The following is a 13,684-nucleotide window of genomic DNA, read 5'->3' as shown; positions in this document are numbered from 1 at the left end:
TTTTATTCGCCCAGGGATTCTTCGGCGTGGTCGTTTTTGTATTTTTCAACAATGGCCTGCGCCTTGGGAATCTCTTCTTTCACAGCATCGAGCGCCTTGCGGATATGCTCTTCCGTATGGGCGGCCGAAAGGAAGAAACGCAGCCGGTCTGTGCCTTCCTTGACGGCGGGGAAGGTGATGGGCATGACGTAGATGCCGCGCTTGAACAGGGCGTTGGACAGAAAACCCGCCACCATGGGGTCACCCACCATGACAGGTACAATGGCGTAGCCCTGGGCCGCGCCCGTATCAAGGCCGATGCTCGAAGCATACTCCACAAAAAACTTGGAAATCCGCTGCAGCTTGTGTACCCGTTCCGGTTCGCGCAGCATGATGTCCAGAGCCTTGTGGCAGGCCACGGCAATAACCGGGGGCATACCCACGCTGAACACAAAGCCCGGCGAACCATACTTGAGAAATTCCACCAGCTCATGCCGGCCGGCGATAAAACCGCCGCACCCGCACATGGACTTGGAGAGCGTGCTCATCCACATGTCCACTTCGTTGGCGTCAATGCCGAAGTGCTCGTGAGCGCCGCGCCCGGTTGCGCCCAGCACGCCCAGCGAGTGCGCCTCGTCCACCAGCAGCATGCAGTCGTACTGCTTTTTCAGCTGAATGATGCGGGGCAGGTCGGGAATGTTGCCGTCCATGCTGAACAGGCCTTCGGTAACGATAATGGCCCGTTTATGCTCTGCGCGCTTGGCCTTGAGAATCTCCTCAAGGGCATCGCAGTCGTTGTGATTATACGAGTAGCGCGCCGCATGGGACAGGCGTGCGCCCTGAATCAGCGAATTGTGGGCCAGACCGTCGTGAAAGATGGCGTCGCGGTGGCCAAGCAGAAAACCCAGAGTGGATACGTTGGTGGCGTGGCCGCTCACGTATACGATACTGTCTTCCACGCCGTACAGGTCAGCGAAGGCGCGCTCCAGCGCACGGTGGGGCGGGCGCTCGCCACCCACAAGACGGCTGGCTCCGGCAGAAGTGCCGTACACGGCGGCGGCCTCGGTGACGACCTCGGTTATTTCCGGATGGGCGTTGATATCCAGATAATCGTAGGTGGAAAAGTTCAGATATTCCTTGCCTTCAATGAGCGTTGTGGCCTTGGCCGCGCGCTCGTGGCAAAGAAAAAGAGGATTCTCCATCCCCATCTTGGCTCCCATCTCCACAAGCCGGTCAAAGGCGAGCTTGGAACGCATGCGGCTGAAACCGCCGGCGGAGCTTTCAGTAGCGGCAGCGGTTGTTGATGCCGCCTCTTTTCCGGCCTGACAGGAATGGTCTTTCTTCATGCCTTGTCCTCTTAATTTGTCCAAAAAACGCGCCTATCCGCACCCTGCGGCGAGCCGCCGGGCACAGAGCGCAACTTTGTAAGGATTTAGTATAGCCAAAGCGCGAAACTATGGCAAGTGCGGAATGACAAATACACAGCAGACCGCAAAACCGGCTTCCAGCAAGACTTCAGGGCACTGCGGCCGGTTTCCCGCGCGCATTTCCGGCGCATATTTACCGCTGCTCTTCTGGACAAGCACTGCGATATAACCTAACATAACGCCCTTAGCCGATCTGAGATCACGGTTCGGCCCCTTTTGACCAACCGCGCTCCACAGGCTTGAAACTTTATGCAGCAAGATCCTGCTCCTCAATACGGTAAAAACCGTACAGCGCAAAGCGCCGTTCTTTCCGGCGGGCTGCTCGTTGTGTCGCTTCCCGGCGCAACGTTTTCACGTCCCGGCTCCGAGGATTCCGGCCCTGCCCGGCAGTCTGCCCTTGCAGGGCAGGCCTGCGCCCAGACCATGGCCCGCCAGTGCTTTGACTGGCTCACCCATGCGGAAGATTCCGGCCCTGTCATGCTCTGGCTTTGCTGGAACGAGCAGAAAACCCCCACCCCGTTGGCCCAGCCTCTGGCGCTGGCCCTTGAAGGCCTGCAAAACCTCTGGCGCATCGGTCCGGTCCGGCTGCAGTGCGACCCCTTCGCCCCCGGCCTTGTGCAGGAGGCCGAAAAACTTTTGCGCCATATGCCGGAACAGGGAAGCGACGCCGTGGAAGCCCCTGGCGAAAGCGCCTCCGAAGCCCCGCCACAATGCCCTCTGGGAGTAGACCAGCCCCTATGGCCCCAGACAGGTCGCGTACCTACCATCCTTCTGCTGGACTTCACGGCTGATGAGGACAACAGGCTGCATTGCCAACCCCTGCTGCTGCGCCTGCCCACAATCACCCCGCCCTGCTGCGACACGCTTACGTGCCGCAAAAACCCGGCACGCGACACACCGGAGCAAACAGCGCCGGCGCACGCCGCCCCCGCGCTCCGCCAGCAGCCCGAAACAGACACGTCTGCCGCGCCCGACATGCCCGGCACATCCGGCGCCCATGCCGCGCCAGGCGAGATCATTCTTGACGGAGTGCGCTACGCGGAACTTCCCCAGGACGGCACAGTATGGCGCATAGGCGCCACCAGTCCCCTGTGGCGGCAGGAGCTGCTCGCCCTGCCGCGCAACCCCGATGCTGCCGCCCTTGCGGCCCTTGAGCCGCGCGGCCTGTGGCTGTCCCCTGCCCATACGCCGCCGCCCCTGGCCGTCATGTGCTGCGGGCTTGGTTCGGTCTGGCCGGGCATGGGCCGTGAGCTGTACGACAGTTTTCCTGTGGCGCGCGCGGCCATGGACCGCATCGCCGCCGTGGCGGACTGGGACGTGCTTGGCCTTATGGATGAAAAGGATGTGGAAAAGATCAGCCTCACCCGCTGGCAGTCACCCTACCTTTTCATGCTCGAATTTGCGCAGTGGAGCGTACTTTCCTCCTTGGGCCTGCGTCCCTCGCTCTTTTGCGGTCACAGCCTGGGCGAACTTATCGCCCTCTGCTTCAGCGGCATCTATTCGCCCGAAGTGGCCTGGTATATCCTGGACACGCGCGCAGTGCACATGGCCGAGCTGGAAGCCGCGGCCACGCGTGAGACAGGCATGATGGCCGTGCACGCCAGCGCGGAAATCGTGGAAGAAATCCGCGCCGCCTGGCCGACCTTGTATGTATCCAATTACAATACGCCCCAGCAATTCATCCTCAGCGGCCCGCGCGAGGCCCTGCAGGAAGCCCGCAAGAACCTGCGCAAGCGGCGCATACCGGCCATTGTGCTCAACGTAAGCCTGGCATTCCATCATCCGAGCATGCGCGTACTGCGCGATCTTTCGCTGCGCCGCCTCAATGCCCTTGAGATGCACGCTCCCAGCAGTCCCATGCTGAGCTGCATCACCACCGACTTCTACCCGGATGACCAGCCTTCCATCTGCCGCCACATCACCGACCTGGACGAAAATTCCGTTCGCTGGACCGAGTGTGTGCATGCCATGTGGGGCAGGGACGGTATCCGCCATTTTGTGGAGCTGGGTCCTCAGGATACCCTTTGCGGCCTTGCCCGAGACAATGAAGCCCGGGCCCTCTGCCTGTCGGCCGGACGCAAGGGCAAAGAAATTGAAGGGATGCGGCAGACGTGCGCCCGGCTCTACGCCCTCGGCCATCTGCGCGAAAGCGCCATCCGCGCGCGCTTCACCGCCATGCATGACGGCGAAGATGCCACAGATGCCGCGCGCATGCCGCTGCCCCACTGCGGCCTTGTGCCCGCCGGAACTCCTGACGCCGCCTGCCCCGTGGAGCACGGCGCGCAAGACACGCCATCCGCCGAACATGCGCTGCCGCCCGAAAGCCGGTCCGTTCCCCTTTCAGGAACCGAAGCAACGGCTGCCTCCGTTTCCGCCTCCGCGGCCCTGCCCGTGGTCATGGACGTGCTGGCGCGCGCCAGCGGGCGTCCTGTGGAAGATCTGCGTCCTGAAATGGACCTGCGCTATGATCTGGCCCTGCGCTCCAGCCGTTTTCCGCTCATTATCCAGGAAGTGGAAAAAGCGCTGGATATCACTGTCAATTTTGAAGACCTGCTCAAGGTTTCCACCATAGGCGATCTGGCGCGCATTCTGGGCGGTCACCCCCTTGCCGAAGGCAGGCAGGAACGCGCATCAACAGGCGCAAACCCTTCCCGTCGTGCAGCCCAGGCCTGCGCCTGCGCGCCCCTGTGCCGTTTTGCGCCCTTGCTACGGCATCAGCCGGAAGAAAGCGCCCGGGCCGAAGATGACGGAAGTCAGGCACAAGGTGCCCCTGCCCAACTGCCGCTGGATCCCTGCGGGCAGGGACTGCCCATACGCAAGGGCGACGTGCTGGCCCTGCTCTTTTTTGAACCCGATCTTTTGCCCGCGCTCATGAGCGGGCTCGCCCCGCTGGGCTGCGTGCTGGCCGTGCCGAAGGAGCAGCTTGAAGCCTGCGCTCCCCTGGTCAAGGCCGGCTCGCGCCTTGTGCCTCTTGACCTGCGTATACGCCTGCCGCAAAGCGCCACAGAAGCCTTGGCCCTGGCCGAAGAAGCCCGCATGGTTCTTGACGCGCTGGCCCACCGCGAAGGCCGCGTGGACGGCCTCATCTTCGCGCCCGCCGCCCTTGCGCAGCCGGCCGGAACAGCCCGCGGCCCGGCCTCTTCAGATGCCGGTTTCGCCGCCGCCCGCATGCCGGAGGTTCTGGAAGCTGCCATGCGCTCCGCCCTGGGGCATGGCTTGCGCTATGCCTGCCTGTGCAGCCTGCTTCTGCCCACGCAGGAAAACATGTATTGCGACGGCCCGCTGGAAAAGCGCCTTGACACTCTGGGACAGGAAGCGGGAGTAGCCGTACGCGCCGTACGCCTGCTTGAACGCGGCCTGCGAGCCGGGCTTAACGAGTGGGGCGACCTGCTGGCCCGCGAACTGCTGCGTGGCACAACGGAGCGTGTATTCTGGGCGCGGCACACCACCCTGCCGTGCAGCGATGAACCCGGCCGCCGGGGGGAGCATCCCTCTGCGAGCACCAGTCTGGCCATGGTCGAGCGGCCACGCTTCTACCCCCTGGTTTTTCCCGATCCGCACCCGCCATACCGCGGCACGGCCACACTGTTTCAGGGCGGCTGCCATTACTCCCGCTTTGCCGACACTGATCTGGCCCTGCATGGCGGCCAGCCTGGCAATGCCCTTGACGGAAACACTCCCTGGCTGCCGCCCGGCCGCGCTCTTGCGGCCCTGCTGGAAGCCTCCAGCCTGTGGCTGCCCTGGCTTACCGTAACCGGATTTTCAGACCTGCGCTTTCATGAACCGCCGCTGTTGCCGCCCGGCATCACACGCGAATGCCGCCTGACCGTGGAGGCCGAACCCTGGCTCATGCAGGACGGCGTCATGACCAGAATGTGCCGCGGCGAGCTGGCCGTACGCGAAATCACGGCCAACGGCAGGCATCTCGGCCAGTACACCCCTGTAGCCGGAGGCATGACCTTACTGGCTGCGGGCAGTGGGCAGGTGCCCCCCCTGTGGTCGCACGAGACCGGAATTTCCGGAAAAAACAGCGCTGCCGCAGTTCCCGGTCTGGACACCGAACTTTTTTATGAGGCCACCGGCCTTGGTGCGCCCTGGCGCATGTTACGAAATTTTTTGGTTTTACCAGAGCACAGATACGCGGCGCGCCTCAATCCGCCGCATGCGGCCATTGCCCCCGAGGGCAATAAAGGCTATGCTGATGTTCTGCATGTGGTGGAGGGAATGGTGCAGGCTGCCTGGCTGTCTATAGCCCAGGAAGCTGAACATGCCAGCGCGGGCATAACAGCAGTGGCCGATGCGGTACGCTGCTGGCGGCTGCACGCGGCTGGTTTTATCCGATTCGGGGCCGAAAGGGGCAAAGGGCCGTGGCATGTGGTGCTGCGCCGCTCCTGGTCGGATCCCCGACTGCTGCGTTTTGACGGCCAGGCCGTTGACGAGCGCGGCCGCGTCTTTCTCACCCTTCATCATCTGGAATTTGACCGGCGGGACCACGGACCCACCGCGCCTTAGCGCGTTCCCGCCGCAACAACCGTGACCATACCAACGCGCCGGGCGCGCGAGCCTGTAAAGGGTGCCAGATGCCGCATAACGCACGTACTTTCCTTCCAGCGCGGACCTATCTTCCGCTGCTGCTCGTTCTGACCCTTCTTTTCTCTGCCTGCGCCTCCAACAAGGCCGGACTCAAGTCGCCGGAACTCCCCGCCAGGCACTGGCTGGAAGAGGCTCCCGGGGTGCCGGTGGAAAACAAGGCCAAGCTCGAGGCTGCGGTTCCCAACCTTTATGATCCCGCCAAGGTCTTCACCTTTGAGGACTGCGTCTTTCTTACCATCCAGCAGTCGCCGCTTCTGGTCAACAGCGCGGTGGATCTGGAAATCAAGCGTGTTGCCCTTACCGACGCCGTGTGGAAATACCTGCCCGAACCACGCATGACCATGCAGGTTACCAACAACCTCACGCGCTACAACATGGACCACAAGGACACCCCCGGCGACTACGGGCGCGCCAAGTTTACCGTGGGCTTTCACGCTGCCTTTCCCAATCCTGTGGCCGCCTATTTTGAACATCAGGTGCAAAAGGCCATGGTCAATCTGGCCATCTCCACCCACCGCAAGGCCGTGGGCGAGGCTATCTACAAGATCGGTCAGGCCTACCTGCAGCTGCAGGCGCAGAAAAAAATCGTCAAAGCACAGAAAGATCTGCTGCCCATCGGCAAGGAACTGGTTTCCTACTGGCAGCAGGTGGAAGCCGTTGACGGCCGCCAGGGGGTTTCCCTCAATCTGGCAATGCAGCACCAGCGCGAGCTTGAGCTTATGCTGGAGCAGACCAAGATGAAAGAAACCATGCAGCTTACCCAGCTCAAGATCCTCGCGGGCGTGGACCCCCAGCAGCGTCTGGATGTGGACACCTCCAGCGCCGAAGAAATCCTGCGCGGTTTCAACGGGCGCAAACTCAAATGGGATGAACGCTGGACCACTACCGAAGACGACCTGCTGCTGCGCGGCCAGATCAAGCTCGGTGACTATAACATCATGGTTGCCTGGGCACAGTATATTCCCGACATGAGCATCGCCATCGACAAAAACCCGCCCGCCGGTCAGTATCAGCCGGCCAGCGGCAGTGAGGATACCTTCCTGCACCTGAACTTCAGCTTCCCCCTGCTGGACTGGGGGCGCCGTTACCGCGGTGTGCAGACTGCCCGCATGCAGAAGGCGCAGGCATTCCACGAAATGGCACGCAAGCGCACCGACTATTCCAACCGGTGGCTGCAGGCCGAACAGAGCGTGGCCCTGGCCGAAACCGAACTCAAGCTGGCACGTACGCGCTTTGACACAGCGGCCATGCAGTTCAAGGAAGCCCATATTTCTTTCAACGAAGGCATCGCCGAACTGCCCGCCGTGGCCGACAGGCAGGAAGCCATGGTGCAGGCCCAGGTGGCCCTTATCCGCGCCGAGCTGTCCTGCGAGCTGGCCCAGCTTGAATGGATGTATCTTTCCACGGCCCTTCAGGAACATTTCCTCGGCCTGCCCGCCAAAGAGGTGCTGTAATGCAACGCCTTGCCCGTCTACGCTTTTTCGCCGCGCCCGGCCTGTTTCTGACACTGGTCCTGCTGTGCAGCCTGGCATTCGCTGCCGCTGCCTCCGCGGCCGAAGGCGGCAAAAGCGGCGTGACCATCCTTACCGGCAAAGTGGTGACTACTGTTATGCGCGCCATACCCATGCCCTTTAACGGGGTGGTGGATGATGTGCTTGTCAAACCCGGCGAAGCCGTTGAAGAAAATGCCCCGCTCATGCGCTATCACCTGCACGAAGACGCCGAACGCGCCTTGCAGCGCGAAGTTATGCAGGGGCCCGGCACAGAAAGCCTCAAGAGCCAGGTGCTTGACCTTGAACGCAAACTGGCCGAAACCATCGCCCAGCGCAACAAGGCGCGTCAGCTTGCCGCCTCGGGCCTTGGCTCCCGTCAGGCTTCCGGCCGCCTTGAAGAAGACGTAACCTCTTTGCAGCGCCGTATCGAACTCACCACCACTACCATCAAAAAAGCTGAGAACAGCTTTGCCATTCGCCTCAAGGAACTGAGCAGCTATTTTGGTCAGGAAATCAGGGAGGGCGAAATCCTGCCTGAAACCCTCACCCTGACCTCCCCCATCAAGGGTTATGTGCTCTCGCTTGACGCCACCCTCAATCCCGGCACCCTGCTGCAGGCAGGGAGCATGCCCATCAGGGTAGGACAGCTTGACCCCGTGCTGATTCAGGTGCCTGTGTACGAGGCCGAAATCAGCGGCATTTCGGAAGGGGATAAGGTAGACGTGGAGATTCCCTCGCTCGGCAACAAGGTATTTCCCGGCAAGGTCAATGAAATATCCTGGGTTTCCAATGACATGAGTGTCTCAAATCCGTCCTATTACACGGTGGAGATCACTGTTCCCAACCCTGATCTGGAACTCAAGCCCGGCTTCAAGGCCGTTGTGCGTTTCGGGGGCGGCAGGTAAAGCCGAGGCATGAAGCTCAAAAGCATCCCCCGCAGGCTCGGGTACATTCTGGGTGCGCAATGGACGCGCGACCTGGCATGGACGGCCTTTACCATATTGCTGGCCCGCCGCAGCCCGGATATTATGGGTCAGATCGTGTTGGCCCTCACGTTTGGCTATCTGGTGAAAACCATTGCCGATGTAGGGCTTAACGATTTTCTGCTGTCCACCTTCGCCCGGCGTGAGGGCCGCCCCCGGGCGCTGCTCGGCGAGGTTACATGGCTCAAGCTTGTTGTGCTGGTGCTGGCGCTGGTCACCACATGGCTGGTGACAGGCTGGCAGAACTACAGCCCGGAACTGCGCCTCATCGTGCTCTGCATTGCTGCAGGCCTCGGCCTCGACGGCGTCAGCGACTCCTTTTTTGCCCTGTGCCAGGCCCGTGGGCGGCAGGATGTCGAAATGCGCATCCGTGTGCCGTCGGCCCTCATCGGCATCGGCTTTGGTATTGCCTGCGTGGTTATGGGCGCCCCGCCCATTGTCATCGCCTTGTACAAGCCCATCGAGTCCGTGCTCTGCATCATCTTCGCGCTGGTAGCGCTGGGGCGCAATCCCCTGACCGGCGTCGGCAAGGCCGGTATGCTTGACCTTGCACGCCAGATGAAACACGGCCTTATTTTTACCTGCATGGCCGCCTGCGCCATGTTCTACAACAAGATCAACGTTATTTTTCTCAAACAGTACGGCGGCAATGCCGATGTGGGCGGTTACGGCGTTGCCTGGGAAACCATTGAGGGGCTGTCGGTTCTGGTTTCCAGCGCCCTGCTGGGCAAGGTCATATTTCCCCTGCTGGCCAGGCACTGGCAGCAAGATCGGGCAGCCTTCAGCCAGCTGGCCGGCCAGACCGCCCGGACACTCTGGGCCGCAGCCCTGCCCATAATTTTTCTTATCTGTGTGGAAAGTGACCGTTTTTTGCCCTTCATCTACGGGCAGAACTATGAAAGCGCCGTCCGCGCCCAGCAACTGCTCACCCCGTGCCTGGCTACAGCCTTTCTGCACAATCTGGCAGCCTATGCCATGATAGGCATGCGCCGCCACCGGCTGCTGCTGGCCTTTTATGTGAGCGGACTTGTACTCAACATCATCTGCTGCTTTACGCTCATTCCGGCCATGCCGCTGGAAGGCGCTGCCCTGTCTCTGACCATCACCAAGGTGTGGGTCGCCATTCTGACGGTGGGTTTTTTCCAGTGGGCCGCCCGCCCAATGAGCGCAGGGCAATGGCTGCTTATGCTGGCGGCCATTATGGTGAGCCTGGCCCTGTGGTGGCTCACCGGCAAGATGGCCCCGCGCGAGGTGGCAGAACTTGTCGGGCTTGTTCCCCTGCTGGCCCTTTTCTGGCGCTGGCGGCCGCCGCCGCCCTTTGAAAAAAAGGCGGCCTGACCCGCCCATCCGCTTTCCGGCGCACCGTACGCCTGAACAACTCTGCCTGCACGGTTGCAACAAAGGACCATCGCAACAGCTGCCGCGCCGCCGGCATCGCTGCATCAAGCGGCGATTCCGGCATGGCGCTCTTCTCTTTTTCCCATTTCTGCCGGGCCGCGCGTTGACGCGAACATCTCGCTACGCGTACTATGTGTATATAATCCATAAAAAGACATGGCAAAGAATCTCTCAAGGGGCAGCATGGCAAAGGATTTTCTACCAGAACGCAGGCGCCTGCTCAAAGGGCTGACATCCGCCGCGGGAGTCGCCGGTCTCGGACTAGCAGGCTTTCAGCCCGCCCAGGCCATGGCCCTGCGGCTGTCTACCGATGATGTGGACTGCTGTACCATTATTGATGTGGACCGTTGCACCGGCTGCGGTGCGTGTGTCGCTGCCTGCCGGGAGCGCAACCTTGCCGGCCTGCCGCTACCGCAGAAACCCATCCCCCGCACGGTTCCCTCCTGGAAACCTGTCATCGACTGGTCTGACCGGCAGGATGTGACAAACCGCCTTACCCCGTACAACTGGCTGTACATCCAGTCCTGCACCCTTTCCGGCCGCCGGGAGGGACACAAGGTGTTCATGCCGCGACGCTGCCTGCATTGCCTCAATCCTCAATGTGTGAGCCTGTGCCCTTCCGGTGCGGCCCGGCAAAGCCCACAGGGGGCTGCATACATTGATGAATCCATGTGCCTGGGAGATGGCCCCTGCCATCGGGCCTGCCCCTGGGGCATTCCCCAGCGCCAGTCAGGCGTTGGCCCTTATCTCAAACTGGCACCCCGCTATATCGGTTATGGACTTGTATTCAAGTGCGATTATTGCCGGGACTTGCTGGCACAGGGGCAGCCGCCCGTTTGTGTGGCTGCCTGCCCGTCCGGAGCACAAAGCATCGGCCCGCGCAACAAAATGGTGAGCCGTGCAAAAGAAATGGCGAGCCTGCGGCGTGGAGAACTCTTCGGCCTTACGGAAAACGGCGGAACCAACACCATCTACGTTTCTTCCATCCCTTTCAGGGACATTGAAGCCGCCATGCTGCAGCAGGAACAGGTAGACTTTGGGCAGCCGAGCCTGCGCCCGGCCAGGGCCAGTATGGAGAAAGAAAACAGCCTGCTTGATATCGTGCTGGCGGCCCCCCTGGCCGGAGCCGCCCTTGCTTCATTGCGCCTGTGGCGCGACCGGAAAAAGGAGCGCAAGCCATGATGCGGTCGCAGCACCGGAACCGGAAGCTTTTTTCCGGCCTGTTTCATATCCTGTGGCCTGCAAGCCTGATGGCCGCAGTGCTTTCCGGCCTGGCCCATTTGCCTTTTGCCGTACGCTACGGCCTGGTGGACTGGGACAACCGGGCCTCCCTGTGGCACTACTATGCGGCTGCGGCCCTGCTCATGCTCAGCACCTACGCCGTCATCATCTGGTGGCGGCAGGGCCGGGGGTATCTGCGTCTCACCCTTGGGGGATGCCTGCGGGTGGTACTGCTCGGCGCCCTTATCCTCAGCGGCCTGACCCTGGTGCTGCACAATCTTCCGGACGTGGCTTTTTTTGGTAAAACCTATGCCGTGATCAAACTCTGCCACCTGTTTTGCGCCCTTATACTTGTGCCGGTTCTGCTGGTGCAGATAGGCCTGCGCCTGGCCGGACGCTCGCCCTGCCTCATACCTCGTGAGGCCTCGGCAGCACAAACCACGCAGCCCTCGCCACCACAGGATAATTGAAAGGCCTGGGGTGCGAGTACGCCCGGGCAATGGCGGCCCGAGCAATGAGGGAAAGGGCTTGTCTTCGGCAAGGAGGCTTGCTGATCAACGGGGAAAGGAGTTGTCCTGCGGCAGGTTCGTTATTTTCGGTCTTGCAACGGACCCGAATTTTTCATGCAAGGCGAAAGCGATGGATGGTATTGCGCGGCGCGCAGGGAGATCACCCGAGCGACCAGCGAGGGAAGCTCCCGCAGCAGAGGCCGCGCAGCCCTCGCGGAATTACGGAAGCAGGAAAACCCAACAGGATTGCCCGGAGTGAGCGCAGATGTAGCCTGGAGGGCTGATGGAATATGGAAAGCCCGGCGGGGGTGCTTCGGGGGGGGCTGCAAGGGGGGCCGAGAAGGGGGCGCAGCCCCATAACCGGCCCCGCCTTGCCGCACGCCGCGCAGGCGGCCAAAATAACAAACAAAGAAAAAGCCCTCGCGCACGCAGGGCGACAAAAAACCTATCTCAAAGAACAAGCTCTTTCCCACCCCAGCCTGTTACAGCGCAAAGCCGCCCAATGCATAGGCGCACCCCCGCAGGGCGGCAAAATTCCCATCCCAAAGGGCAAGCCTTCTCTCTTTCAATCCCTGCGGATCACGCAATACTGCCCGCCGCGAGGCGGCCCACCACCACCGCAGAGGCGTCCCTTATGAGCGGTAATCGGCGTTTTCCGTCACATACTCATGCCCAAGATCCGAAGCCTTGAACGTATACGAGCCGGATCCGCCGCCAAGATCAATATCCACCTGCACATCCTCACCCTTGAGCAGCTCGGTAAGCGCGGTTTCCTGGTCCTCATTGACCGGGCAGCCCTTGCGAAAGCGCTCAATGCCGCAGAGCTTCATACTCACCGCCGCCGGATCAAACCTGGCCCCGCTGTACCCCACGGCCGTCACGATACGGCCCCAGTTGGCGTCCCCGCCATAAATGGCCGTCTTGACCAGTTGCGAATGCCCCACGCTGCGGGCCACCAGCTCGGCATCAGCGTCGTTTGCCGCTCCGCTGACCGTAATATGAATAACCTTGCGCGCGCCTTCGCCGTCCTTGACCAGCATGTAAGAGACCTGCCCCAGAATGGCTGTAAGCGCCTCCTCGAGCAGGCCGATATCTTCCGGTCCCTGCGCAGCCACGCCCGAGGCTCCGTTGGCAAGGCCCAGAATGGTGTCGTTGGTGGAGGTGTCGCCGTCCACACTCACCCTGTTAAAGGTCTTGTTCACGGCGCGCCCAAACATGGCCTGCCAGGGTTCGGCGGCTACCTGCGCATCTGTCAGGGCCACGCAGAGCATGGTTGCCATGTTGGGGCAGATCATGCCGGCTCCCTTTGCCATAACCGTCAGGCGCACGGTTCCGCCGGCAAGCGCCACATCGCGCGTGGCAAACTTGGGAAAAGCGTCGGTAGTCATGAAAGAGCGGGTAAAACCCTCGGCATCGCGGCTGCCAAGGCTTTGCACCAGCGCAGGAACAGCATCAAGCCAAAGGTCCATCTTGAGATGCGCACCCACAACGCCCGTGGAAAGAGGCAGGATTTCATCCTGCCCAAGCCCGATAAGGCCAGCCACCATAGCCTGCGTGGCACGGCAGTTGGCAAGCCCCTCTTCGCCAGTGCAGGCATTGGCCTGCCCCGCATTGGCAAGCACGGCGCGTACTGCCCGCCCGCGCGCCAGAATCTCCTGGCAAACCAGCACGGGCGCAGCCTTGAAAAGATTTTGTGTAAACATGCCCGCCAGCACGGCGGGCGTGTCGGAAACAATGAGGCCCAGATCGTCGCGGCCTGCTTTCTTGAAGCTGGCTGCTGCGGCCCCGGCCCTGAACCCTTTGGGCAAATCATTCTGCATGGGTGCTCTCCTCAAAGTATGCCGTCGGCATCAGTGCCGGACGTCTGCACCAAAACCCCGGGCTACGCGCCATTGTGCTGTTTTCGCATGGCACAGGCACGTGCGCCCAGGAAGGAACCTTCCGGCTACTACGCCAGCCGCGTAACCTGTGCCGTTTTTTACAGCAATGCCCGCGGCGCTAAAAGCAAAGGGAAGGACCCCGCACCCGCGCGCCGGATATCCTTCCCCGGCCTTCGCTGCCAATGGGCGGCAGCAGCCTGC

Annotated in this window: 9 protein-coding genes; 6 read left to right on the top strand and 3 right to left on the bottom strand. The window is 61.7% G+C overall.

What is annotated here, in order from left to right:
* Nucleotides 1-2 precede the first annotated feature (2 nt).
* Both ACZ495_RS13480 and ACZ495_RS13475 read right to left on the bottom strand, forming a co-directional pair.
* Nucleotides 3-1,325 carry an aminotransferase class I/II-fold pyridoxal phosphate-dependent enzyme gene (locus tag ACZ495_RS13480; RefSeq protein WP_012625679.1) on the bottom strand — a complete coding sequence of 441 codons (1,323 nt, stop codon included), beginning with the start codon at nucleotides 1,323-1,325 and terminating at the stop codon, nucleotides 3-5.
* Nucleotides 1,326-1,433: 108 nt separating this feature from the next.
* Entirely contained in the window at nucleotides 1,434-1,664 is a 231-nt protein-coding gene (locus ACZ495_RS13475) for a hypothetical protein (protein ID WP_464262413.1), read from the bottom strand.
* Between ACZ495_RS13475 and ACZ495_RS13470 the strand changes: the two genes are divergently transcribed.
* From ACZ495_RS13470 to ACZ495_RS13445, 6 genes are all read left to right on the top strand, one after another.
* Entirely contained in the window at nucleotides 1,656-5,918 is a 4,263-nt protein-coding gene (locus tag ACZ495_RS13470; protein WP_464262412.1) for an acyltransferase domain-containing protein, read from the top strand. The genes ACZ495_RS13475 and ACZ495_RS13470 overlap by 9 nt on opposite strands.
* 68 nt (nucleotides 5,919-5,986) lie before the next feature.
* The gene (locus ACZ495_RS13465) at nucleotides 5,987-7,453 is read left to right on the top strand and encodes a TolC family protein (RefSeq protein WP_012625682.1); all 1,467 of its coding nucleotides are present in this window, start codon (nucleotides 5,987-5,989) and stop codon (nucleotides 7,451-7,453) included.
* Nucleotides 7,453-8,397 (top strand): HlyD family secretion protein, encoded by a 945-nt coding sequence (locus tag ACZ495_RS13460; protein ID WP_012625683.1) that lies wholly within the window; start codon nucleotides 7,453-7,455, stop codon nucleotides 8,395-8,397. The genes ACZ495_RS13465 and ACZ495_RS13460 overlap by 1 nt, the downstream gene beginning before the upstream one ends.
* A gap of 9 nt (nucleotides 8,398-8,406) precedes the next feature.
* Nucleotides 8,407-9,813 (top strand): oligosaccharide flippase family protein, encoded by a 1,407-nt coding sequence (locus ACZ495_RS13455; protein WP_072311084.1) that lies wholly within the window; start codon nucleotides 8,407-8,409, stop codon nucleotides 9,811-9,813.
* Nucleotides 9,814-10,056: 243 nt separating this feature from the next.
* Nucleotides 10,057-11,055 carry a 4Fe-4S dicluster domain-containing protein gene (locus ACZ495_RS13450; protein ID WP_464262411.1) on the top strand — a complete coding sequence of 333 codons (999 nt, stop codon included), beginning with the start codon at nucleotides 10,057-10,059 and terminating at the stop codon, nucleotides 11,053-11,055.
* Nucleotides 11,052-11,564, top strand: coding sequence for a FeS-binding protein (locus ACZ495_RS13445; RefSeq protein WP_464262410.1), 513 nt, complete (start codon nucleotides 11,052-11,054; stop codon nucleotides 11,562-11,564). Before ACZ495_RS13450 ends, ACZ495_RS13445 begins: the two co-directional genes overlap by 4 nt.
* Before the next feature lie 671 nt (nucleotides 11,565-12,235).
* On the opposite strand, the gene argJ is transcribed toward ACZ495_RS13445, so the two are convergent.
* Nucleotides 12,236-13,423 carry a bifunctional glutamate N-acetyltransferase/amino-acid acetyltransferase ArgJ gene (gene argJ, locus ACZ495_RS13440; RefSeq protein WP_464262409.1) on the bottom strand — a complete coding sequence of 396 codons (1,188 nt, stop codon included), beginning with the start codon at nucleotides 13,421-13,423 and terminating at the stop codon, nucleotides 12,236-12,238.
* Nucleotides 13,424-13,684: the final 261 nt, after the last annotated feature.

The sequence above is a fragment of the Desulfovibrio sp. GTC20076 genome (assembly GCF_055385905.1).
This window is presented reverse-complemented; position numbering and strand designations above follow the sequence as displayed.